This window comes from Marivirga lumbricoides (assembly GCF_014636295.1).
Lineage (GTDB): Bacteria > Bacteroidota > Bacteroidia > Cytophagales > Cyclobacteriaceae > Marivirga > Marivirga lumbricoides.
Genome location: NZ_BMEC01000029.1, coordinates 1 through 22806, shown reverse-complemented (window position 1 = coordinate 22806; position 22806 = coordinate 1). Strand labels below are relative to the sequence as shown.

At 36.0% G+C, this 22806-nt stretch carries 25 protein-coding genes; 15 read left to right on the top strand and 10 right to left on the bottom strand.

Features of this window, described 5'->3' with window-relative positions:
* Positions 1 to 243 precede the first annotated feature (243 nt).
* The 3 genes from IEV85_RS24395 to sppA all read right to left on the bottom strand — a co-directional run bounded on the left by IEV85_RS24395 (position 244) and on the right by sppA (position 4854).
* Positions 244 to 1923: an alpha-amylase family glycosyl hydrolase gene (locus IEV85_RS24395; RefSeq protein ID WP_188467894.1), complete on the bottom strand. Its 1680-nt coding sequence runs from the start codon at positions 1921 to 1923 to the stop codon at positions 244 to 246.
* A gap of 131 nt (positions 1924 to 2054) precedes the next feature.
* Positions 2055 to 3059, bottom strand: coding sequence for a biotin synthase BioB (bioB, locus tag IEV85_RS24390; protein ID WP_188467893.1), 1005 nt, complete (start codon positions 3057 to 3059; stop codon positions 2055 to 2057).
* Between the two features lie 43 nt (positions 3060 to 3102).
* Entirely contained in the window at positions 3103 to 4854 is a 1752-nt protein-coding gene (sppA, locus tag IEV85_RS24385) for a signal peptide peptidase SppA (RefSeq protein WP_188467892.1), read from the bottom strand.
* Positions 4855 to 4981: 127 nt separating this feature from the next.
* Between sppA and folK the strand changes: the two genes are divergently transcribed.
* The 3 genes from folK (at position 4982) to IEV85_RS24370 (ending at position 6358) form a co-directional block, all read left to right on the top strand.
* Positions 4982 to 5464 carry a 2-amino-4-hydroxy-6-hydroxymethyldihydropteridine diphosphokinase gene (folK, locus tag IEV85_RS24380; RefSeq protein ID WP_188467891.1) on the top strand — a complete coding sequence of 161 codons (483 nt, stop codon included), beginning with the start codon at positions 4982 to 4984 and terminating at the stop codon, positions 5462 to 5464.
* Between the two features lie 113 nt (positions 5465 to 5577).
* The gene (locus tag IEV85_RS24375) at positions 5578 to 5787 is read left to right on the top strand and encodes a hypothetical protein (protein ID WP_188467890.1); all 210 of its coding nucleotides are present in this window, start codon (positions 5578 to 5580) and stop codon (positions 5785 to 5787) included.
* Between the two features lie 10 nt (positions 5788 to 5797).
* Positions 5798 to 6358: a hypothetical protein gene (locus tag IEV85_RS24370; protein ID WP_188467889.1), complete on the top strand. Its 561-nt coding sequence runs from the start codon at positions 5798 to 5800 to the stop codon at positions 6356 to 6358.
* Positions 6359 to 6416: 58 nt separating this feature from the next.
* On the opposite strand, the gene IEV85_RS24365 is transcribed toward IEV85_RS24370, so the two are convergent.
* The 6 genes from IEV85_RS24365 to rsmA all read right to left on the bottom strand — a co-directional run bounded on the left by IEV85_RS24365 (position 6417) and on the right by rsmA (position 11548).
* Positions 6417 to 6809, bottom strand: a complete 393-nt coding sequence (locus IEV85_RS24365; protein ID WP_188467888.1) for an HIT family protein — start codon at positions 6807 to 6809, stop codon at positions 6417 to 6419.
* A gap of 10 nt (positions 6810 to 6819) precedes the next feature.
* Positions 6820 to 7293, bottom strand: a complete 474-nt coding sequence (gene greA / locus IEV85_RS24360) for a transcription elongation factor GreA (RefSeq protein ID WP_188467887.1) — start codon at positions 7291 to 7293, stop codon at positions 6820 to 6822.
* A 126-nt stretch (positions 7294 to 7419) separates the two neighbouring features.
* Positions 7420 to 8256, bottom strand: coding sequence for a pentapeptide repeat-containing protein (locus IEV85_RS24355; RefSeq protein ID WP_188467886.1), 837 nt, complete (start codon positions 8254 to 8256; stop codon positions 7420 to 7422).
* 92 nt (positions 8257 to 8348) lie between these two features.
* Entirely contained in the window at positions 8349 to 9284 is a 936-nt protein-coding gene (locus IEV85_RS24350; protein ID WP_188467885.1) for an NAD(P)-dependent oxidoreductase, read from the bottom strand.
* A gap of 130 nt (positions 9285 to 9414) precedes the next feature.
* Entirely contained in the window at positions 9415 to 10779 is a 1365-nt protein-coding gene (gene mgtE / locus IEV85_RS24345; protein ID WP_188467884.1) for a magnesium transporter, read from the bottom strand.
* Positions 10757 to 11548: a 16S rRNA (adenine(1518)-N(6)/adenine(1519)-N(6))-dimethyltransferase RsmA gene (gene rsmA, locus IEV85_RS24340; protein ID WP_188467883.1), complete on the bottom strand. Its 792-nt coding sequence runs from the start codon at positions 11546 to 11548 to the stop codon at positions 10757 to 10759. Before rsmA ends, mgtE begins: the two co-directional genes overlap by 23 nt.
* 90 nt (positions 11549 to 11638) lie before the next feature.
* On the opposite strand from rsmA, the gene pdxA reads away from it, so the two are divergent.
* From pdxA to IEV85_RS24300, 8 genes are all read left to right on the top strand, one after another.
* A complete protein-coding gene (gene pdxA, locus IEV85_RS24335) occupies positions 11639 to 12649 on the top strand; it encodes a 4-hydroxythreonine-4-phosphate dehydrogenase PdxA (protein ID WP_188467882.1) in 1011 nt (336 codons plus the stop codon).
* A 56-nt stretch (positions 12650 to 12705) separates the two neighbouring features.
* Complete coding sequence (locus IEV85_RS24330; protein WP_188467881.1) at positions 12706 to 13236, top strand: YceD family protein; 531 nt, start codon at positions 12706 to 12708, stop codon at positions 13234 to 13236.
* A gap of 21 nt (positions 13237 to 13257) precedes the next feature.
* Complete coding sequence (gene rpmF / locus IEV85_RS24325) at positions 13258 to 13449, top strand: 50S ribosomal protein L32 (protein WP_188467880.1); 192 nt, start codon at positions 13258 to 13260, stop codon at positions 13447 to 13449.
* 234 nt (positions 13450 to 13683) lie between these two features.
* Entirely contained in the window at positions 13684 to 14682 is a 999-nt protein-coding gene (locus IEV85_RS24320) for a beta-ketoacyl-ACP synthase III (protein WP_188467879.1), read from the top strand.
* Between the two features lie 22 nt (positions 14683 to 14704).
* Positions 14705 to 15271: an elongation factor P gene (gene efp / locus IEV85_RS24315; RefSeq protein WP_188467878.1), complete on the top strand. Its 567-nt coding sequence runs from the start codon at positions 14705 to 14707 to the stop codon at positions 15269 to 15271.
* Positions 15272 to 15324: 53 nt separating this feature from the next.
* Positions 15325 to 15816, top strand: coding sequence for an acetyl-CoA carboxylase biotin carboxyl carrier protein (gene accB / locus IEV85_RS24310; RefSeq protein ID WP_188467877.1), 492 nt, complete (start codon positions 15325 to 15327; stop codon positions 15814 to 15816).
* A 55-nt stretch (positions 15817 to 15871) separates the two neighbouring features.
* The gene (gene accC, locus IEV85_RS24305) at positions 15872 to 17215 is read left to right on the top strand and encodes an acetyl-CoA carboxylase biotin carboxylase subunit (protein ID WP_188467876.1); all 1344 of its coding nucleotides are present in this window, start codon (positions 15872 to 15874) and stop codon (positions 17213 to 17215) included.
* Positions 17216 to 17463: 248 nt separating this feature from the next.
* Positions 17464 to 18138 (top strand): hypothetical protein, encoded by a 675-nt coding sequence (locus tag IEV85_RS24300; protein ID WP_188467875.1) that lies wholly within the window; start codon positions 17464 to 17466, stop codon positions 18136 to 18138.
* 21 nt (positions 18139 to 18159) lie between these two features.
* Here the strand turns inward: IEV85_RS24300 and pyrE are convergent, their stop codons facing one another.
* Positions 18160 to 18804 carry an orotate phosphoribosyltransferase gene (gene pyrE, locus IEV85_RS24295; protein WP_425562915.1) on the bottom strand — a complete coding sequence of 215 codons (645 nt, stop codon included), beginning with the start codon at positions 18802 to 18804 and terminating at the stop codon, positions 18160 to 18162.
* 217 nt (positions 18805 to 19021) lie between these two features.
* Here pyrE and IEV85_RS24290 point away from each other — a divergent pair, with 217 nt between their 5' ends.
* The 4 genes from IEV85_RS24290 (at position 19022) to IEV85_RS24275 (ending at position 22492) form a co-directional block, all read left to right on the top strand.
* Positions 19022 to 20035, top strand: a complete 1014-nt coding sequence (locus tag IEV85_RS24290) for a hypothetical protein (RefSeq protein ID WP_188467874.1) — start codon at positions 19022 to 19024, stop codon at positions 20033 to 20035.
* A gap of 221 nt (positions 20036 to 20256) precedes the next feature.
* A complete protein-coding gene (locus IEV85_RS24285) occupies positions 20257 to 21066 on the top strand; it encodes a ZIP family metal transporter (protein ID WP_188467873.1) in 810 nt (269 codons plus the stop codon).
* Positions 21067 to 21120: 54 nt separating this feature from the next.
* On the top strand, positions 21121 to 21636 hold the full coding sequence (locus IEV85_RS24280; protein WP_188467872.1) for a hypothetical protein: 516 nt from the start codon (positions 21121 to 21123) through the stop codon (positions 21634 to 21636).
* A 169-nt stretch (positions 21637 to 21805) separates the two neighbouring features.
* On the top strand, positions 21806 to 22492 hold the full coding sequence (locus IEV85_RS24275) for an NUDIX hydrolase (RefSeq protein ID WP_188467871.1): 687 nt from the start codon (positions 21806 to 21808) through the stop codon (positions 22490 to 22492).
* Positions 22493 to 22806: the final 314 nt, after the last annotated feature.

The following is a 22806-nucleotide window of genomic DNA, read 5'->3' as shown; positions in this document are numbered from 1 at the left end:
AAAAGCTCTTGATCTCTCATATATTGCAGTGTTAATTGTGATTAGACACTACAATTTAACAAATCAAAAACCCCGAAAAAAGCTTTATCTAGCTAATTTCGGGGTTTTATTCTATAGATTAATACAGATAACTACCTCTATTTTAGTGGGTTTTATTTAAAAGTGATGCCCTACTTACATACTCTTTTTAAGTGCGAAGGCCCACCAGTTTTTTTGAAACCTGGTGGGTTTTATCATTTTTAGTTAAGGAATAACCTCTAATAACATAATCCGCCCTGCCTTCTTAAAAGTTAAAGCCTGATGTTTCACAACAGCAGTTTCTCCTGTATAGAAATTTCTGATCTCCTCTCCTTCTGAAAAGATATTTTTCACATCAATGCTGTTACTTCCGGAATCCATAACTACAACTACTTTGTCCGTATAACTGCTATCTGAATAGGTTCTTGCAAAAGTATATGGCATATCATTAAGTTTCTGATGAACTCCAGCGCCAATAGCCGGGTGATTATTCCTGAATTGTCCCAACTTTTGCCAATGCTTCTGAATTTCCTGAATACGATAATCCTTTCTGTCAATATTATTTTCCAGCTCATCCCAGTTCATAAAAGAACGCAAGGTGGCATCTCCATTGGCCTGAGCATTTAATTTTCTGGCGGTTTCATCACCATAATAAATTTGAGCCGCTCCGGGAGCAAGCAACAAATAATTAGCAGTATTAAATACATTGTCCCGATTTGCATCAAAAGGCTGGCCATCATCGTGGGAGGAAAGATAATTCAATACCGACTTTTCCTTAAGCTCTCCCTCATTTAGTATTTTTGAATAATTGGAATATACTTCATCCAATGGTTTTTGTGCCACTTCCCATTTTAAAGAAAAGTTAATCATACTCTTAAAGCCCTCCTCAAAGAAATTAATAGCTGTATCCCCGTCATAAGTATAGTTTAGTCCATTATGAATAGAGTAATTATAAACTTCTCCAACCATATAGAAAGGTAAGTCATCAAGCTTCTCTTCCGGGTGTTCATTTTTCCAATCTTCCAATGCTTTTAAAGCCTCAGCATACAATTCCCCCCAAACTCCGGCTTCAGTATGCTTAACTGTATCCACCCTAAAACCGTCAATTCCTAATGCTTTTACATAATCGATTAGCCATTTTATAATATAATACTTAGGTGCCCTGGGATAGCCTGTTCTATCAAAAAATTCATCTAACTCTATTAATTCCCGGGCTAAACGACCTTCTCTTTCCCATTTATCAAGTAAGTGCTGAGGTAAATCAACTTCTTCCTCACTTTCGGTTAAGATATCTGGTAAATTATCCACTAAAGTACATTTAACAGTACTTTCCCAGTCCTCGTAAGTACAGTTTGGGTCAGTCCTCACCCATTTATCCGGCCATTGAGGATCTTTTTCTGTTACCGGCCCCGTGTGATTCATCACCACATCCAGTAGAATTCTAATTCCATTTTCATGGGCTACTCTTACCAATTCCTGAAGATCTTCCATGGTTCCAAAGTTAGGATCCAGTGCTGTCCAGTCTTTAGTCCAATAACCATGAAAACCATAAGATTTTCCTGTTCCTTCATCTACTGCTCCATGAATTTGCTCCACTAAAGGGTTTACCCAAATCGCATTTACTCCTAAATCTGAAAAATAACCTTCTTTAATCTTTTGAGTAATACCTTTTATATCTCCCCCCATGAAACTTCTCAATGCAGCACCATCTTGCTTTCTGCCAAAGTTATAATCATTGGTAGAATCACCATTATTAAACCTGTCAGCAAGTAAAAAATAAACGGTAGCATTTTCCCACATGAATGGCGCTTTAGGCTTATTTCCTCCTTTGGAGGTTTCATTTGGAATTGAGTTACAAGCTGTAAAAAAAAGAATAATGAGGACTGTATAAATAGATTTGTTCATGCTTTTGAAGCTAATTATTAATAAAGTTCGATCAGTAAGATACTTTAAAAATTTGAAATCCGATTAAATAAAAAAGGGATAACATCATTTACGTACGATATTATCCCTTCTTTAATTTTTCGGCTTTTTGATTAACTAACGCCAGGAATTTGTTGAAATTCCACAGCTCTCTCTTTTCCTTTAAAAGAAGCTCTCGGTTTCAGGTTCAATACCTGAAATAATTCAGCATCTTCATTCACCTCAGGATTTGGAGTAGTTAATAATTTATCACCAGCAAATATAGAGTTGGCTCCGGCCATAAAGCATAATGCCTGTTCTTCCTGACTCATTCTCACCCTGCCAGCTGATAATCGTACCATTGCTTTTGGCATAATTATTCTGGCTGTGGCAATCATTCTGATCATTTCCCATACTGATACTTTGGGTTGTTTCTCTAAAGGAGTTCCTTCTACAGGCACTAAAGCGTTTACTGGAACTGATTCCGGATGTTCTTCCATTGTTGCCAGCGTATGAAGCATCCCCACCCTGTCTTTATGTTGCTCGCCCAATCCAATAATACCCCCTGAACAAACGGAGATTTTCGCTTTTCGTACTGCACCAATAGTATCAAGGCGGTCGCCATAAGTTCTTGTGCTTATGATGTCATCATAATGCTCTTCAGAAGTATCCAAATTATGGTTATAAGCGTAAAGACCTGCTTCTTTTAATTTTTCAGCCTGAGACTCTGTTAGCATACCTAAAGTACAGCATACTTCCATATCCATTTCATTGATGCCTTTTACCATTTCCAGCACGCGGTCAAAGTCACGGTTATCACGAACCTCTCTCCAGGCAGCCCCCATACAGAATCGGGTACTACCGTTTTCCTTAGCTGTTCTGGCACTTTCCAGAACCTGCTCTGTAGGCAACAATTTATGTACTTTTACATCTGTATGATAGCGAGCAGCCTGTGGGCAATAAGCACAATCTTCAGGGCATCCACCGGTTTTTACACTAAGCAATGTACAAACCTGCACCTCCTGAGGGTCATTATATTCCCTGTGCACTGTTGCTGCATTATAAATTAACTCTAATATTGGTTGATTATATATTGCTTCTATTTCTTCCTTTGTCCAGTTATTTCTAATCTCCGTCATAAACGTGGTTTAAACTTTTCTACAATGTAAAAAAACAGGCAATTTATTTGATTTCCAAATCAAATGGCATTCTTGTTTGTAATCCTTTATTTTCCATTACATATTTCAATTCCTTCACATAGGCAGAGGCTTCTCCGTACATTACTCTATCATATAATACACTAGCTGAAGATCCTAATTCCTCCATTAACTGTTGGAAAAATGGTTTCATTTCAGGATAATAAACTTTCATATATTTTCCTTCCTCTAAACCGGCTGCCTCAGCTGCAATTCTCACGGCATCGTCATATCCCCCAAGCACATCCACTAAGCCTCTGTCCTTAGCCTCTACTCCTGACCACACTCTGCCTGAAGCTACTTCCAATAGTTGCTCGACAGGCATATCTCTTCCTTCCGCAGCTTTGGTAGTGAAATCTTCATATCCTCTTTCTACCATATTCTGAATAATTTGCTTTTCAGCTTCATTCAGGCTTCTGGTAACAGTATATAAATCTGAATACTCTCCTGTACTCACCCTGTCAAAAGTTACTCCTATTTTAGATTCAAGGAAATTAGAGAGGTCAGGGATTATAGCAAATATCCCGATAGAACCCGTAATAGTGTTTGGCTGTGCCACAATAGTATCGCAAGCCATCGCCATATAATAGCCGCCTGAAGCCGCCACACTGGACATAGAAGCAATTACAGGCTTTACCTGCTTTGCTAATTGTACTTCTCTCCACATTACATCAGATGCTAAGGCACTTCCTCCAGGGCTGTTAATTCTTAAAACTATCGCTTTAATTTTATCATCTAAACGTGCTTTACGGATTTCCTTAGCGAATTTATCTGAACCAATTGATTGTGCATCTCCCTCACCTGAAACAATATTACCCTCAGCAACGATTACAGCAATCCTGTTTTGCTGGTAAGAGTCCGCCACAAATGATTTCTCATACTTATTAACTGAAATAGATGGAATATCAGCATCGGCCTCTAATCCTGCATTTTCCCTCATTATAGCAAGTACCTCATCGTAGTAGCCTAAACTTGTAACAAGGCCATATTTTAGAGCATCTTGTGGGGTTCTTACTAAAAACTGATCTGAAATTCTGGTTAACTCATCAACTGATATACCTCTTGCTTCGGCCACTTCGGCAAGGTAATGATCATACACTGAATTAAGTAATTCCCCTACTTGTTGTTTGCTGGGTTCACTCATATCCTTTCTAAGAAATGGCTCTACCGCGCTTTTAAAAGTACCTACCCTAAAAATTTGAGGTTCAATATTTAGTTTTTCAAAAGTACCTTTGAAGAACATCACTTCGGAAGTCAATCCGTTCACTTCCAACATTCCCACAGGGTTCAATATAATTTCATCTGCCACAGAAGCAACATAATATCCTGATTCTGAAAATGTTTCGGCATAAGCTATTACAGGCTTCCCCGACTCTTTAAATTTAATAAGTGCATTTCTGATTTCTTCAAGCTGGGCAAAACCTGCCATTACAAAGGAGGAGTTCAAGTATATACCTTTGATATTATCATCAGTAGCTGCATGCTTTAAGGTATTTAATACACTTTTTAATCCTAAGGGAGCTGCTTCATTTCCAAGTGCCTGGCCTAATTCAGCAAAAGGATCGTCAGCTGTCATTTCAACAATGGGTCTGCTTAAGTCTAATTGCAAATAAGCATTGGTGGGCACTACAGTCTCCTCTCCTGAGGAAGCAATTCCTATAAACAGAAAAAGTAGTACCAGGTTAAAAACTATAAATGCCAGTAATGAGGCAAAGAATATCTTAAAAAAGCTTTTCATTATTTAAAACTGTTGAGAGTTAATTTAGTATGGATACGAATTTAATTTTAATATTGTAACAATTTACAAATTAGCTAAAATCGAGTTATTAAAAAAAGAATAATTCTATTTAAGGTGGAAGGAAAGTATGGAAGGAATTTATGTATTGCTTGGAACAAACATGGGGGAAAGGGAAGAAAATTTACAGCAGGCTTTACAATTATTAGCTCAAAATAATATCCAAATTCTAAAGCTTTCATCAATTTATGAAACTGCAGCATGGGGAAAAACTGATCAGCAGCCATTTCTCAATCAGGTAATAGAGGTAAGTACAACATTTAACCCTTCTCAGCTATTACAAGCTTTACTTGGTGTAGAAGCAAAGTTAGGGAGGGTGAGAAAAGAAAAATGGGGAGAACGCTTAATAGATTTGGATATCCTTTACTATAATGATTTAATAATTAATTCTCCTCATTTGCAAATTCCACATACAGGCATAGTTGACAGGCGTTTTACTTTAGTCCCCCTTAAAGAAATAGCTCCTGATTTTATTCATCCTGTTCATTTAAAAACACAAACAACCCTTCTGAGTTTATGTAAGGATGAGCTCCCTGTTAAACGCCTAAAATAATAATTCTGTTTTGACCGCCCTTGATAGGCAAACTCATAAGTATTCTACTTAAGGCTATCAATTTTCACGAAATTTTATTAAATTACATAAGTATTTAATAAAACCTTAGTAGCATGAAAAAAGGAACAATCATTTTGAGCATATGCCTAATTATTTGTTTGAGTTGTGAAAAAGGCAATAATGATAATAATCAGGCACAACAGGATTCTATAGCATCTCAGGAAGAAGTTTTGGCTGAAGAAGCAGAAAAGAATTCTATAGAAGCAAAGGAGCAAGCTATATCAGCAGAGGAAGATGTGGAAAAACTTTTAGAAGACATTTAAATATTAAGCCATGAAAACATATAATTCAAAAGCTCTTCTGCTATTTTTCTGCATAGCCATTTACTTTTCTTTTCAATTGAAGGCCCAGGAAAAAACTAAACAAAAACTTGTTACTAGTGAGGTAAGAGATAACGAAAAGTTAAAAAACGATATTGAAAAGGAGCTGGAACATGAAGATTTTCTTGAAGCAGACCATGAACAAATGCATAAGGAAGATAAAATAGCTTTGAAAAAGGTCAACGACAAAAAATCACCTGATGAGGATTTTAAAAAAAGGATTCAACAAGTACGATCTGAAAAAGCTAAAGAAAAGCTGCTTAAAGCACATCAAAACATGGAGCAAGCAAGAAATATTTTGCTGAAAACGGAAGAGAAAATAGCCCAGGCAAAAGAAAAATTAGCTGACCCTGCTTACACCAAGAATTTTACTGCGGAAGAATTACAAAAGAAAGAGGCTAACCTTAATAAAGCCATTGAATTATTAACAAAGGCGAGGGAAAACCATCAAATTTATAATGCTCAAATCGATAAAAAGGTAAATGAAATACAAGAGAAACATCCGGAAATATAGCTCAATAAAAAAGGAAGCCATTAAGCTTCCTTTCAATTCTTACTCTTTGCTTTAAGTGTTACAAGACTGCTTTAATTTTGTCTGCCACTTTTTTAAGTTCTTCCTGAGAAGGCTCTAGTTTAGGCTTAGAAAAATTAATGTCAGACATAGTATTTAATGGCACCAGATGAATGTGCACGTGAGGCACTTCCAAACCAATTACTGCAACTCCTACCCTCTTGCATTCAATTTTCTCACCAATTGCTTTTGCCACACGCTTGGCAAACTTAAATAAGCCTGTATATAGCTCATCCCCCAGATCGAATATATAGTCCACTTCCTTTTTAGGAACAACCAGTACATGGCCATGTACCAGAGGCTGTATATCTAAAAACGCTATAAAATCATCATCTTCAGCAACAATATGGCCTGACACCTCTCTATTGATAATTTTCGTGAATATACTCGGCATAATTTTAAGTTTACAAGCTAATATCCAGAACTTCAAATTCCATTTTCCCTACAGGTGCTTCAACAAGTGCAACTTCGCCCACTTTTTTCCCCATTAATCCCATACCGATTGGCGATTTAATAGAAACTCTACCTTCCTTTAAGTTAGCTTCTTCTTCAGAAACCATGGTATAGGTAACTTCCATTCCATTTTTCTTATTCTTGATTTTCACTCTGGTGAGCAAGCCCACTTTCGAAGTATCCACATCGGATTCTTTTATTACTCTGGCGTTCCCTAAAATATTCTCTAACTTGGCGATCTTCATTTCGAGTAGTCCTTGTGCATCCTTAGCTGCATCATACTCTGCGTTTTCACTTAAATCACCCTTGTCACGCGCCTCTGCAATATCTGCCGAAGCCTGCGATCTACCCTTAGTTTTCAATTCATGAAGTTCATCCTTCATTTTTTGCAAACCTTCTTCTGTGTAATATGATACCTTACTCATCACTAAAAAAAATTGAAATTTGTACAAATAAAAAACGGCACAAGTGCATGAGCCGTTTCGATTTGAATGTTATTTATACAAATATATAGTAATTAAGATTTGAAAGCAAGTAAAAAAACGGGGACGCTATCTTCCTATTAACTCGGGGTAATTTTCCTTTATTTCCTGAATGATGTCGTCATCCAGTTTAGCCAAATACAAGGTTTTTACATTTTTAAGCTGTTCAGCAGTAAGACCTTCGGCTCCTCTTAAATCAGCTTTATATAAGCTTGCCTCATCAAATATAGCCCCGGTTACATGGCAATTACTTAGGTCTGCTTCCATTAAATAAGCATTTTTGAAATTAGCTTTAATCAGAAAAGCATTTTTGAAATTAGCCTTGATCAGGAACGTATCCTTAAAGTTAGCACCGCTGGCAAATGCCCCCTCAAAATTAGCCTGATTCATTTTGGCATTCTCGAAATTTGTCTGGTTAGCTCTGGTACCTTTGAAGTTGCAATCAATGGCATTGCAATGGCTAAAATTTGCTGAGTTAACATTAGAACCTTTCAAATTCAAATGGTTCATATTAGTTTTTGTTAAATAGCAATTCACCAGGTTAATTGTACTAATATTATGCCTGTTCAGCCTTTTAATGTTACCTACAGTTCTAAAAGCGGCTTCTTCAGATTCCCACTGACGAAAATCGTCAATTTCATCTTTATACATCCTTACCCGTAATTGCTTCTCACCGGTGGCATTCATCCAAAAGATCAGTATACCAATAATGGCAATATCGAAAATCATCCCATGTGCCTCTGCCAGCACTTCTTTAAAAAAATTTTCAAAATCGTTGAGGTAATACGGGGCACTTAATCCCAAGACTATAATTGAGAGTATTATTAATACGATAAAAGAAGTGAGAATTGGCTTCTCAAGTATCTCCTTAAATTTCTCCTCAAATTTTGAAAAAACAATTTTCATATACACATTTCAACTGTCCCTGAATGGAATTACAATACTAATACTAAGTTAGTTGTAATTTACTATACGTGTAATTTATTCACTAATAATTATTATTTTTTAAAATACAAATTCTGAATTTTCTCGGCCAGAATTTCATTAATCTTCTTATAGGATTCATGAGTCCAGCCTGCAACATGTGGAGTCAATACCACTTGAGGTAATTTAATCAATTCTTCAAAAACCTGTTGTTGAAGTCCATGTAATTTATTGATCTTTTCATTTTCCAAAACATCAAGTGCTGCTCCCTTAATAACTCCGCTTTTTAGCATCTCCACTAAATCCTCCAGAACAAGTACTTCCCCTCTTGAGGTATTTACAATATACTCCAACTGTTTAAAATCAGACAACCATTTTTTATTAGCCAAAGCTCTGTTTTCTTTATTCAAAGGTATATGAAGGCTTAATACCTGTGTCTCTTTCTGAATATCTTCAAATGAAACTTCTTTAACATATTCATTACCAAATCCCTTCTTTTCCTGATCGAAAGCTATTATTTTACACCCGAAAGCCTGCAGACGCTTAGCAAAGGCTTCCCCCATATAACCATACCCTAGAAGGCCAACTGTTTTCCCCATTAACTCTACACCTCTATTGCCTTCCCTGTCCCACTTTCCGGCCCTAACTTCCTGATCTGAAAGATGTATCCTATTTAGAAGAGTCAAAAGAATTCCTATACAATGTTCTGCTAAGGCATCTCTATTGCCCTCAGGTGCATTAAGTAATATAATGTTTCTTTTATTTAAAACTTCCAGATCTACATTATCAACTCCCGCTCCTGCCCTGGCCACAAACTGAAGTTTATCTGCATGTTGAAGTATTTCAGCATCAATATTGGTTTTACTTCTAACAATTATACCATTGTAAGCAGAGATGGTTTCAATAATTTTGTTTCTGTCAATTTCAGGTTGGTAATCTACCTGAACGCCAATAGCAGAGAGAAGAGGTTGAATGCTTTCATGCATTTTATCTATAATCAGTACTTTCATGTGTATCTTATCAATTAATTATGACGATTAGTGAGCAAGAATAAGCTTATTACAAATTTAAAACATCATGCAATTAGATTATATTCCATTCATTCGTTAGTAATGAAAAAAACAAACTCTTCTCCGGGTTTCAACTGTAATAAAGTAAATGTGCAACAGAGAAATAGATCAAAAGCCCTAACAAATCGTTGGCTGTGGTAATAAACGGGCCTGCTGCCAGTGCGGGATTTATTCCCAGCCTGTCCAGCACAAGGGGAGTTACAGTACCCATAAAGGATGCAAGTAAAACCACTGTAAATAAGGCAACTGAAACAACAATAGACAACCTTACCTCCTGCCCCAGTATTAAGTTAAGCCCCATGACTATTCCTGCAATGACAATTCCATTTAAAATGGCCACTAACAAAACTTTTGTAATTCTTTTAAGAAAGGAATCATCAAAAACGGACTTATTGGCAATACTTTGCAGCACAATGGAAGAAGACTGAATTCCTACATTTCCTCCTGTAGCAGTAATTAAAGGAATAAAAAAGGCCATTGCAGGAACAAGCAAAATATCTTCTTCAAAAACCCCTATAAACTGAGCCCCCAGTAATCCTCCGAACATACCAATAATCAGCCAGGGAAGTCTTGCACGGGTGAGCATCCATACACTATCTGCCTCTTCCACATCTTCCGAAATACCTGCCATCATTTGTCGCTCTTCTTCAGCTAGCTCTGTGATCACGTCCACAATGTCATCTATGGTAATTCTCCCCATGAGTTTCCCTTGTACATTTACCACTGGCACGGCATCCAAATCGTATTTCCTCATGATTTCTGCCACATCTACCTCATCCATGTAAGTTTCTACAGAAATCACTTCATCATCATACAAATCCTTAATCTGCACATGGTCGTCAGCTAAAATGATCCTTTTCAGGGAAGCTCTACCCAGCAAAATGTTCTGATCATCCACCACATACACAGAATATATTTTCTCCACATTTTCCGCTTGCCTCCTGATTTCCTCTATACACTGTTTTACTGACCAATTTACATTGGCTTTAATGAGCTCTTTCGCCATTAGCCCCCCTGCAACATCTTCCTCATACCGAAGGAGGTCGAGTATATTTTTAGCTTTCTCTTTATTTTCCAGTAAAGCAATTACCTCTTCCCTATCCTTTAAAGGCAACTCATTAATAATATCCACGGCATCATCCGAATCAAGCTCATTAAGCATGACAGAGATCTGCCTGTTATCAAAAGTTTTTAAGAATTTACTTCGGATGTCCTCATCAAGGTCATTGATTACCTCAGCACTTACTTCATTTTCCAGTACATCTAAAACATATTTAGACTCATCCGTACTGAACTCAAGTAATATGGTTGAAATATCGGCAGGGTTAATTCCTTCCAATGTATTTTTAATAAATACATCATCCAGTTCTTTTATTGCCTGCTGAAGTTTTTCAAGATATTCTTTCGATAGTTCAAATTGCTCTACGTTCTCCACCTGCTATACTATTTGTTAATTCTACAAAATCTGATACACTCAGTTGCTCTGCACGTTTATCCATTACGCTTAAAGCTTTCACTTCTTCAGGCATCTCAAAGGATTTCAGTGCATTCCTTAAGGTCTTCCTTCTATTATTAAATCCTTGTTTCACAACCCTGAAAAATAATTTCTCATCACAAGCTAACTCTATAGTGTCATTCCTTTTAAGGCGTAAAACCGCTGAAGTTACCTTGGGAGGAGGATTAAAAACATGAGGAGGAACTTCAAATAAATACTCCACCTCGTAGTATGCCTGAAGCAGAACACTTAGTATTCCATACGTTTTATTCCCTGGCCCGGCTGCAATTCTTTGAGCAACTTCCTTTTGCAGCATACCTACTACTTCAGGAATGAGCTGACGGTAATCAAGCACCTTGAAAAATATCTGGCTGGAGATATTATAAGGAAAGTTTCCTATTACTCCAAAAGAGCCCGAAAAGTAGCTTTTCAAATCCTGATGCAGAAAATCTGCCAACACTATTTTACTTTCCTCCTTAGGATGCTTTTCCTTCAAAAACTCAATGGATTCTGAATCTACATCCATAAAAACAGCATTAAACCGCTGTTGTTCAATAATAAAGTCAGTTAAAACACCTGTTCCCGGACCAATTTCTACTATATCGGTATAATTGTTATGTCCCGTTAAACTTTCGACTATTTTCTCAGCAGTATTTTTATCTTTAAGAAAATGTTGTCCCAGGTGTTTTTTAGCGCGTACTTGCTTCATTTTTCAAAGCAGATAAAAAAAAACTAAATTGCACAGAATTTAAGCAGAATATTTTCAGCAAACACTGAAAAAAAATAGATATTACCCAATATGGAAGAAACTGATAAACCAATTATAGCAATTACTATTGGCGATGTAAACAGCATTGCTCCTGAGGTTATCATAAAAGCTTTAGAAGATAACCGGATACTCAAAATGATGACACCTGTAGTTTACGGTTCAGGTAAAATTCTATCCTATTACAGAAAGGCCCTTAACATAAAGGATTTTAACTACTTTCAATTAAAAAAACTTGATGAATTAAGCCATAAAAAGCTTAATGTGCTCAACTTGTGGGAAGAGACCATTAATATAACAATGGGAGAATCTACGGCAGAAGGAGGTAAATATGCTTTCACAAGTATAAAACATGCCGTTCAGGATGCCATGGATGGAACAGTGGATGCTGTTGTTACGGCACCCATTAACAAACATAACATTCAATCTGACGACTTTAAATTTGCAGGCCATACTGAATACCTTGCTGAAACTGCTGGCGTACAGGAAAGCTTAATGCTTTTGGTGGATGGTACTTTAAGAGTGGGCGTAGTAACGGGCCATATCCCTATTACTGAAGTTGCGCAGAAAGTAACTAAAGATAAAATCCATAAAAAGCTGACCGTTTTAGAAAAATCTTTAAAAATGGATTTTGGGATTGCAAAACCAAAAATTGCCGTGCTTGGTCTGAATCCTCATGCAGGAGATAATGGAGTGATTGGCTCAGAGGAAGAAGAAATGATTAAGCCTTTAATTAATGAATGGAAAGAAAAAGGAAAGCTGGTTTTTGGTCCTTTTCCTGCGGATGGTTTCTTTGGCAATGGGCAATATAAAAATTTTGATGCTGTGCTGGCAATGTATCACGATCAGGGTTTAGTACCGTTTAAAACACTTGCCTTTGCTAATGGTGTTAATTTTACTGCCGGTTTACCCTTTGTACGCACCTCTCCTGACCATGGCACAGCCTATGATATTACCGGAAAAAACCTGGCCGATGAAACTTCTATGAGGCAGGCGTTGTTTCTTGCACTAGAAATCTTAAAAAACAGAAAAGAATATTCTTAAAGGGATTTAGCATAATAAAATAAATTATTTATCTTTGCGCTCTTAATTCAGATGGGATGGAAAAGTTGAAGGAATTTGATATTCAAATATACAAGCTCAGCAATAAGCTTCATGAGTATGAATTCTTTGTTGATAATGATTTTTTCAGCCTTTTTGAAGGAGAAATCGTAGAGAGTGGACGGTTCTCAATTAAAATAGAGCTTGATAAAAGGGAAAATCTCATTGAGCTCAATATTAATTTTGAAGGCTACCTTAACCTTGTTTGCGATAGAAGTTTAAAGGATTTTGAAAAGCCTATAAGTTTAAGAAAAAAGTTACTCTACAAATATGGGGAAGAAGAAGCTGAGTTAGAAGATGATGTTTTTGTAATTACTAAAACTACACAATCCATCAATCCTGCTCATTTCATTTATGAAACCATAGCTTTGGAAGTTCCTTTGAAGAAAATTCATCCGGATGAAGAACTGGAAGACGAAGAAAGTAACGAGTATATTTATATAGATGACTCCCTGGATTCTGAAGAAGAAGAAAATGAGGAGGTTGACCCTAGATGGGAAGCATTAAAGAATTTAAAAAACAAGAATTAAGAATTATTAAATAACAATAAAATGGCGCATCCTAAAAGAAAAATCTCAAAAAGTAGAAGAGATAAAAGAAGAACACACAAAAAAGGAACGGCAAAATTATTAGCAATTTGCCCTACTACCGGAGAAGCTCATTTGCCTCACAGAGCGCACTGGCATGAAGGTAAATTATATTATAAAGGAAATGTTGTAATGGAAAAAGAAGTTTTAGTATAAAACTTTAACCAGAAGATTTACAAAGCTTTGCTCATCAGCAAAGCTTTTTTTATTAGAGGCTGACTAAAAATAATTAACACATTTTAGCACTCTTTTAAGTCATTTTTTAACTTTATCATTCAAAAGAGAGAACATCTGTTCTCAAAAACATGCATTTCTTAGCTTTTTGTCGGGCTTCACATCAATAATACATATATTAGCATTTGATAAGCAAAAGATGAGCAAACAAATAATATGAATAAAATAACAGCTGCTATCACAGGCGTACAGGGTTGGGTTCCTGACTATGTACTTACTAACAAGGAATTAGAAACCATGGTTGAAACCAACGATGAGTGGATAACTTCAAGAACAGGAATTAAAGAAAGAAGAATTCTTAAAGGTGAAAACCAGGGAACATCAGTAATAGGAACCGGAGCAGTTAAAGGACTGCTGGAGAAAACGGGCACTGATGCAAAAGATATCGATTTGATAATCTGTGCTACCACCACCCCGGATATGCTATTCCCCGCCACCGCCAATGTAATCTCTAACAATGTGGGTGCCATTAATGCATTTAGTTACGACCTGCAAGCTGCTTGTTCAGGTTTTCTTTTTGCAATAAGTACTGCATCTCAGTTTATTGAAACAGGAAAATACAAAAAAGTAATAGTAGTAGGAGCTGATAAAATGTCTTCTATTATTGATTATACTGACAGGCAAACCTGCATTATTTTTGGAGACGGAGGAGGTGCTGTTTTAATGGAGCCTAATACAGAGGGTTTTGGAATAATAGATTCCAAATTACATACGGACGGATCCGGTGAGCAGTTTCTTCACATGAAAGCAGGTGGAAGCCGAAAACCAGCATCTACTGAAACTTTGTTGGCAAGAGAGCATTACGTGTTCCAGGAAGGCAGCCAGGTATTTAAATTTGCTGTTACTAATATGGCTGAAGTGGCTGCTCAAATAATGGAAAGAAATAACCTGCAAAGCGAAGATGTAGCATGGTTGGTTCCGCATCAGGCTAATAAAAGAATTATAGATGCAACAGCTAACAGAATGGGTGTAAGTGCTGATAAAGTAATGCTCAATATCCATAAGTACGGAAATACCACTAGTGGTACAATTCCTTTATGCCTATGGGAGTATGAAAGCCAATTAAAGAAAGGTGACAACTTAATACTTGCTGCTTTTGGTGGAGGATTTACCTGGGGTTCCGTATATATAAAATGGGCTTACGATTCAAAATAATTAAATTAATTTCAGAACAATAATGGCAACAACCGCTGATTTCAGAAACGGACTTTGTATTGAATACAATAACGATTTGTTTGTAATAACTGAGTTTCAACATGTGAAACCCGGTAAAGGTCCTGCTTTTGTAAGAACAAAACTAAAAAGCTTATCCACAGGTAAAGTTCTGGACAACACTTTTACTGCCGGGCATAAAGTTACCACAGCAAGAATTGAGAGAAGACCACAACAATTTCTTTACAAAGATGATTTAGGGCTGCATTTTATGGATAGTAATACTTTTGAACAAATTTCTATTCCTGAAGAAATGATCGATAATGTTGATTTATTTAAAGAAGGTCAGGAAGTAGAAATACTTTTTCATGCAGAAACCGAGAAAGCTTTAAGTTGTGAACTCCCTCCTTTTGTAGAAATGCAGGTTACTTACACGGAACCAGGTATTAAAGGTGACACAGCTACCAATGCTACAAAACCTGCCACAGTAGAAACAGGAGCAGAAATTAAAGTTCCTCTTTTTATTGAGCAGGATGAGTGGATTAAAGTAGATACAAGAACACGTTCTTATGCTGAACGTGTTAAAAAATAAAGTGAATTCAATTTTGAAAATAATATAACCGACTTTTAACTAAACCTATGGCAATGAAAGCAAAAGAAATTCAAGATTTAATCGATTTCATTTCAAAATCCGGATTGGATGAAGTAAATATAGAGACTGAAGAATTTAAGATAAAAGTAAAGAAAAATTCTGAAGTAAAAACGCAGCTTATTCAGGCAGCAGCACCTCAACCACAACAAGCAGCAACGCAGCAGCCAACAACTGCTCCTAGCCAGGCTCCTTCAACTGAGTCGGCAAAAGCGCCTGAAGCAACAAGCGGTGGAGATGAGTCTAAATACGTAACTATAAAATCTCCAATGATCGGTACTTTCTACCGTACGCCAAACCCTGATTCTCCGGCTTTTGTAAACGTTGGTGACAGTGTGAAAGAAGGAGACACAGTTTGTATTGTAGAAGCAATGAAACTTTTTAACGAAATAGAATCAGATATTTCAGGTAAAATTGTTAAAATATTAGTAGATAATGCCACACCGGTAGAATACGATCAGGCCTTATTTTTAGTAGACCCTTCATAATTCTGTGAAGTTCAATTCTAATTAAAATAAGATTTTCATTTAAAAGTAATTTATCGTGTTCAAGAAAATATTAATTGCTAACAGAGGTGAGATTGCTTTAAGGGTAATCAGAACCTGCAAAGAAATGGGCATTAAAACTGTAGCGGTTTATTCCACTGCGGATAAAGACAGTTTACATGTAAGGTTTGCAGATGAAGCGGTTTGTATCGGCCCTCCGCAAAGCAAATTATCTTACCTAAGCATTCCTAATATCATTTCTGCAGCTGAAATAACTAATGCAGATGCTATACATCCAGGCTATGGATTTCTTTCTGAAAATGCTGAATTTTCTAAAATTTGTGCTGAATATGGCATAAAGTTCATAGGAGCCAGTGCTGAGATGATCAACAAAATGGGTGATAAAGCCACTGCAAAGGCCACTATGAAAGAAGCTGGCGTTCCTACTATTCCGGGATCTGAAGGGCTACTTGATTCAATAGAACAAGGCCTGAAAATTGCCAAAGAAATGGGCTATCCTGTCATTCTAAAGGCAACTGCAGGTGGTGGTGGTAAAGGTATGCGTATTGTAAAAGATGATGCCGGCTTTAAAAAGGCATGGGATGATGCTAAACAGGAAGCAGCGGCATCTTTTGGAAATGATGGGCTATACCTTGAAAAATTCATTGAAGAGCCCCGCCACATTGAAATACAGGTAATCGGAGATAAAACAGGAAAAGCTTGTCACTTATCGGAAAGAGACTGTTCTATTCAGAGAAGACACCAAAAGCTAGTAGAAGAGACCCCTTCTCCCGCAATTACGGATGAGTTGAGAGATGCAATGGGTAAAGCTGCTATTGCGGGTGCTGAAGCAATCGGGTATGAAGGTGCAGGAACTATTGAATTCCTCGTTGATAAGCATAAGAACTTCTACTTTATGGAGATGAACACCAGAATTCAGGTAGAACACCCTATTACTGAAGAAGTTACAAATTTTGACTTAATTAAAGAGCAAATTAAAGTAGCCGCCGGGGAAACCATTTCAGGGAAAAACTACTTTCCTCAACTGTATTCCATGGAGTGCAGAATTAATGCAGAAGATCCAAGAAACGGTTTCAGACCAAGCCCTGGTAAAATAACCAACCTGAATTTACCTGGTGGCCATGGAGTGCGTGTAGATAGCCATGTGTATGCAGGATATACCATCCCTCCTTTCTATGATTCTATGATCGCTAAACTGATCGTTTCAGGTCAATCTAGAGAAGAGGTTTTAGTAAGAATGAAGAGGGCACTTGAAGAATTTGTAATTGAAGGAATAAAAACTACTATTCCTTTCCACATTAAATTAATGGAGGATAAAAAATTCAAATCCGGCAAATTCACTACTAAATTCTTAGAAGATTTCGATTTTTCTGAAATTTAATTAAGATTTATATAGAATCTAAAATTAGATTACACAATGGGTAATTATTTGTTACTGACCTTCAGATACATATAATTGATTCTCGTGTAATTACCTAATAGGCTTCATTTAAGCTTAAATAATTAACACTATCTGAGAAGGAATACTCCTAAGTCAGGTAGTGTTTTTTTATTTAAATCATGTATGTTAATAGACTCATAAAGCCTTCATAGCAGTAATCTTCTTCTGATTTACTATATTGCCACTCGATGAGTCTATTTAGAATAGCTATATTATATCTATTTGTGTTCCTTTGCCAATCTACTCTTGCACAGGTAGTATCGGAAGAAAAATCTTCTTCCAAAAATAAATTCATTGGATTGGGCATAGGCATGGCATTTCCTAAAACGGACCTTGCCCCAAGCTATCAGAAACCCAGTTTTAATACCGCAGCTTCTTTTCACTTTAACAAAAATAAAAGGCTCAACATATCACTTTGGCTTAATGTAGGTGAAGTAGTATCGGAAAATAGAGAAGTAATATTCCTTGATCAAAGTGAATTTCAAATAAATGATTACGCATCTACCTCTTACCAGAGTTTACATGCCGAGCCTACTTTACACATCTTTAAAAAAGAAAAATGGGGACTCTATATAGCTCAGGGCTTCGGTTTCTTCCGTTATGAAACATATGATGAGAATAATCAAAAGTTGGCTGATCAATTAAATTCCAGAGCTCCGGGAGAAACTGTTTCAAACTTTACTGTAATCTTACCAAGCAGCTTAGGAGGATATTACTTTCTCCCCAATAAATTCGGGATTCATGGAAGAGTAAGTATCTGGAACACTCAAACAGATTATCTGGACAATATATCCTCATTTGGGAATCCGGATAATAATGACAACATTATCAACTTACAATTATCAATCATTAAACAATTTTAACCTTTTCCCCTTATTATAAAATTACTTTCCCCATGCTGCAGGATTGTCCCTCCAATCTTTCAACGTAGCCTGCTCCTTTTCTTTTATATACTCTTCTCTAAGTGCTTCTTCAAGTAAGTAATTGTAATTACTTAAGCATGTTAATGAAATATTAGCTTTCTCAAAGTTTTGCACTGCCACATCAAAACCATAAGTAAAAATAGCCAACATACCGACTACTTCACCACCTGCTGCCTGAATATCTTGTGCTGCCTTAATTGAGCTTCCACCTGTAGAAACTAAATCTTCTACAAGTACAACTTTTTGCCCCTTTTCAAGCTTTCCTTCAATCATATTTTCCATTCCATGCCCCTTAGGTTTTGATCGAACATATAAAAATGGTATATCGAGTAAATCAGCCAAAAGTGCGCCTTGTGGGATTCCGGCTGTTGCTACACCTGCAATAGCTTCAACATCTGGAAAATCTACGGAGATAACTTCTCTCAAATGATGTTTGATAGCAGACCTTACTTTCGGGAAAGATAGTGACAGCCTGTTGTCGCAGTAAATCGGAGACTTCCAGCCTGAAGCCCATGTAAAAGGTTTGGTGGGTTGTATTTTAATGGCTCCAATCCTAAGAAGTTCAGAAGCTACTGATGCTGCAATTTCAGCTCTTGCTATTTTAATCATATGAGTTTATTAATCCTTAAAAGTTAACGCAAAAATAATACTTTTATTGAGTTAAGGAGAATGTCCGGCACGCTAATATCATTTATACATGTAGCGTTATACATTAATTAAAAAAGAATAATTACTTATATTCATAAAATAACTTTCCCCGAAAACATTTTAAAATCGTCTAATTAGATAAGGTTTAAAATCACAAATATTTAAATTAAAAACAATGAATAAAATTTTGTCAATAAATAGACCCTATCTCGCTTTTCTTGTTACAATATTTCTCTTTGCTGCACTAACTATTCTTTCTCAATCGGATGCATTTAATATACATGCTGCTAATTTGTCAGTAGGCATAACTGCTGATCTACTGATTGTAATTCCTCTATTCTATTACTTACTTATCAGAAAAACCTCAATTCCTAAAACCACTGTAATTCCCATTATGGTAGTGGGAATGATACTGGGTTTTTACATTATACCTTCAGAAAATCAATACTTTTTATCTCAATTTAAATCTTTTGCACTTCCGGCTATCGAGGTCGTGATTCTTTCATTTATAATTTACAAGGTCAGAAAAGCAGTAGTATTATTCAATCGCACAAAAGAGAGAAGTAAGGATTTTTTCAATGTACTTATAAAAATCTGCTCCGAAATACTCCCTAATGCACTTGTTATGCCCTTTGCCACTGAGGTCTCCGTATTTTATTACGGATTTATGGTTTGGGGAAAGAGAAAATTAACAAAAGATGAATTTACTCATCATAAATTTAGTGGTGCTACAGCTGTGCTTTCAGTATTTTTACTCATCATTCTTGTGGAAACTTTTGTGATTCATCTATTACTAATAAGATGGAATACCATTGTAGCATGGATTATAACCGGCTTAAGTATATATACTGCTCTTCAGGTATGGGGAATTATTAAATCTATTCCCCAGCGTCCGATTATAATTCATGGCAACGGGCTCACATTACGTTATGGAATAATAAATGAAACTTTTATTCCATTTGAAAATATTGATCGAATTGAGTCTTTTAATAAATCAATAAATGAAGAAGATCAAATCGTTACTCTGTCACCTTTAGGTGAATTAGAAGCTTATAATATTTTAATCTCCCTCAAATCCGAAGGAAATATGAAAGGCTTGTACGGTATCAGAAAAAAGTACAACAGGATTGCTTTTCATATCGATAATAAAGAAGAATTTCTTTCTTCTGTGCAAAAGCTAATTGACTGAGGCATAAAAAGTTTTATTCCGTCTTCTAGGGAATTTAACTATTTAAAAGCATCGTAATCTGTTAAAGAACGTTGCTAATTAAAGTTTAAAGTCATTATATAGAAATCTTAAAATTAGATTACACAATGGGTAATCATTTGTTACCGACTTTCAAATACATATCACTGACTCTCGTGTAATTACCTAAGGGGCTCTATTTAAGTATTCTTACTTTTTAGTTCATGGAACATTTTCTACAATATAACCCGGTAGTACTCGCTTTACTAGCTACTCTTTTCACTTACGGATTAACTGCACTAGGTGCTGCTTCTGTCTTCTCCTTTAAAAAGATAAGTAATGGTATACTTAACCCCATGTTAGGTTTTGCCGCAGGCGTTATGATTGCAGCTAGCTTTTGGTCTTTATTAAAGCCAGCTATAGAAATAGCAGAAGCCAATGGAACAACACCATGGGTTCCTGCTGTAACAGGTTTCCTACTTGGAGGTGTTTTTTTATATTCTATAGACAAAATTTTGCCTCACTTACACCTGGGGCTACCAGATAACAAATCAGAAGGCATTAAAACTGAATGGCATAGAAATATTCTATTAGTGCTTTCAGTAACCCTCCATAATATCCCTGAAGGTTTAGCAGTAGGTGTTGCATTTGGGGCGTTGGCCAATCATCCTGAAATGGCTAACCTTACAGGTGCTATTGCTTTGGCTGTAGGAATAGGGTTGCAAAATCTACCTGAAGGAGCAGCTATTTCTATACCATTAAGACAAGGAGGTTTATCCCGATTGAAAGCTTTTAATTATGGGCAACTATCAGGCATAGTAGAACCTATTGCCGGTGTAATCGGAGCCTACTTAGTGGCAAGTATGAAGCCTATTTTACCCTATGCCCTATCGTTTGCTGCCGGAGCCATGATTTTTGTAGTAGTTGAAGAACTGATTCCCGTATCTCAGAGAAACAATAAAACAGATTCCTCTACTATAGGCGCTATGCTGGGATTTGCACTTATGATGGTGTTAGATGTAGCTTTAGGATAATTTCAACTATTTTATTAGTTTTAACTAAATATTTAGTTAAAACTAATAAAAGATATGATTCAATTTTCTAAAATTACTTTCATTATAATTCTCTTTTTCAATTCCTTTGGGTGCGAACAGAGCACAGTTAAAAATAGTGAAACCACAGAAACCCAGTCCGGTCCTGAAATATTTAACTATAGTGATAAGAGCTCACTGAACAAATATATCAGCCTGGAACTAGATAGCGTTTATCCCAATCTCTTTACACAGCAAACGACACCTAAAACCTTTAAAGATGTAAGAGATTCCTGGATTACATTACATAATGACTTAAGTGGATTTCTTAAGGCTCATCATTTTAATTGGAACACCAGTGATTCTATAATATCCATTTTGCATAAAATCTACTTTCAAAAAGATGGTGAAATTAAATATCATTTCTTTCGAATATTTAACGCTGGTATCACTGAAGATAAGCAAGTTGAGTTCGCTAATCTTTTATTTAAATTTGATTCATCTTATCAAATTAATTTAAAAAGAGATTCTTTATTTGCGCAGTGCGGCAAAGCCAAATATCCTACTTATTGAGCAATCCGACTTATTCAAATTAATAAAATGACTGTATTAAAGCGACCTGAAAAAAGAATCTAATTCATTATATTACTCAACTTACTTATTAAAAAACAAGTTATTTTAGTTAGGTAATTTGATGAATGTTATTATTTCTTTTAATTGCATTGAGTTTGAAAAAATATTTATGAAAATATTTATTAATGATGTGCCCCTTTACATAGTTCCAATGGAAAAAGAATTGGATAGGGAACATTATGATTTAATAGTAGATGCTACTAAAGAGGATATTGAATTTGATGATTTAATTGATGATGTCTTAATAAGGAAAGCATCTTCTGAATTCATCTATAGTTTTTACAAGTTTCTTAGAAATGACAAAAATAAGAAATTAGACTCCTTAACCTGCAAGGTCTACGATTATGAAACAGTAGTAAGTGAATTTAAGAAGAAATTCAAAATAGTTAAGGCCGCAGGTGGCATCGTAACTAAATCTGAAAAGGTTCTTTTCATTTATCGGTTAAAAAAGTGGGATTTGCCCAAAGGGAAGTTGGAAAAGAAAGAAAAAGTGGAAGTGGCAGCCGTTCGTGAAGTTGAAGAAGAATGTAATATACAGGTGAGGTTAGGCGAACGTGTTTGTAAAACCTGGCACACATATACACGCAACGGTAAAAATCATTTAAAAAAGACTTCCTGGTATCATATGGAAGCATTAAATGATAAGAAAATGGCTCCACAAAAAGAGGAAGGAATAGAGAAAGTTATTTGGGTAAATAAAAAAGAAATGAGAACTGTTCTCATTAATACATACAGATCAATAAGATATGTTTTAAAGAAATTTCATGAGCATCAGGAAGGTTTGGTGGCGAGGTAGACTAAAAACGGAAGGGAACAGAAATAAGCTAATTAGGGCATCCTTGATAATTACTATAGCCAAAGGAAAATATAAGAGCTGGACTGATGAAGTTCAGCTTTTTTTATTTTGATCCTCGATGTTTAGGTGTTTAACTTCTTGGAAAAGTACAAAAGTATAGATGTTCCTATTTGCAAATCTGAAGAAATTCCTATTTTGAATAGTATGGACACACTGATCCCATGACATTTTCCGACTTAAGTTTATGCAGCCTGAAGTAGGGGTGTTTTCTCTGATTTCCGTTTGCTAAGCTTAACAGCATTGGCCATCATGAC

Bases quoted from the DNA above. Each gene is read 5' to 3' on its own strand.
- IEV85_RS24300 (WP_188467875.1), top strand. From the start codon at position 17,464: ATGAGTCTATTTAGAATAGCTATATTATATCTATTTGTGTTCCTTTGC.
- IEV85_RS24320 (WP_188467879.1), top strand. From the start codon at position 13,684: ATGAATAAAATAACAGCTGCTATCACAGGCGTACAGGGTTGGGTTCCT.
- IEV85_RS24275 (WP_188467871.1), top strand. From the start codon at position 21,806: ATGAAAATATTTATTAATGATGTGCCCCTTTACATAGTTCCAATGGAA.
- sppA (WP_188467892.1), bottom strand. From the start codon at position 4,854: ATGAAAAGCTTTTTTAAGATATTCTTTGCCTCATTACTGGCATTTATA.
- accB (WP_188467877.1), top strand. From the start codon at position 15,325: ATGAAAGCAAAAGAAATTCAAGATTTAATCGATTTCATTTCAAAATCC.
- IEV85_RS24285 (WP_188467873.1), top strand. From the start codon at position 20,257: ATGGAACATTTTCTACAATATAACCCGGTAGTACTCGCTTTACTAGCT.
- IEV85_RS24365 (WP_188467888.1), bottom strand. From the start codon at position 6,809: ATGCCGAGTATATTCACGAAAATTATCAATAGAGAGGTGTCAGGCCAT.
- rpmF (WP_188467880.1), top strand. From the start codon at position 13,258: ATGGCGCATCCTAAAAGAAAAATCTCAAAAAGTAGAAGAGATAAAAGA.
- IEV85_RS24355 (WP_188467886.1), bottom strand. From the start codon at position 8,256: ATGAAAATTGTTTTTTCAAAATTTGAGGAGAAATTTAAGGAGATACTT.
- bioB (WP_188467893.1), bottom strand. From the start codon at position 3,059: ATGACGGAGATTAGAAATAACTGGACAAAGGAAGAAATAGAAGCAATA.
- IEV85_RS24330 (WP_188467881.1), top strand. From the start codon at position 12,706: ATGGAAAAGTTGAAGGAATTTGATATTCAAATATACAAGCTCAGCAAT.
- IEV85_RS24375 (WP_188467890.1), top strand. From the start codon at position 5,578: ATGAAAAAAGGAACAATCATTTTGAGCATATGCCTAATTATTTGTTTG.
- IEV85_RS24290 (WP_188467874.1), top strand. From the start codon at position 19,022: ATGAATAAAATTTTGTCAATAAATAGACCCTATCTCGCTTTTCTTGTT.
- IEV85_RS24395 (WP_188467894.1), bottom strand. From the start codon at position 1,923: ATGAACAAATCTATTTATACAGTCCTCATTATTCTTTTTTTTACAGCT.
- IEV85_RS24370 (WP_188467889.1), top strand. From the start codon at position 5,798: ATGAAAACATATAATTCAAAAGCTCTTCTGCTATTTTTCTGCATAGCC.
- greA (WP_188467887.1), bottom strand. From the start codon at position 7,293: ATGAGTAAGGTATCATATTACACAGAAGAAGGTTTGCAAAAAATGAAG.
- efp (WP_188467878.1), top strand. From the start codon at position 14,705: ATGGCAACAACCGCTGATTTCAGAAACGGACTTTGTATTGAATACAAT.
- pdxA (WP_188467882.1), top strand. From the start codon at position 11,639: ATGGAAGAAACTGATAAACCAATTATAGCAATTACTATTGGCGATGTA.
- IEV85_RS24280 (WP_188467872.1), top strand. From the start codon at position 21,121: ATGATTCAATTTTCTAAAATTACTTTCATTATAATTCTCTTTTTCAAT.
- rsmA (WP_188467883.1), bottom strand. From the start codon at position 11,548: ATGAAGCAAGTACGCGCTAAAAAACACCTGGGACAACATTTTCTTAAA.
- folK (WP_188467891.1), top strand. From the start codon at position 4,982: ATGGAAGGAATTTATGTATTGCTTGGAACAAACATGGGGGAAAGGGAA.
- IEV85_RS24350 (WP_188467885.1), bottom strand. From the start codon at position 9,284: ATGAAAGTACTGATTATAGATAAAATGCATGAAAGCATTCAACCTCTT.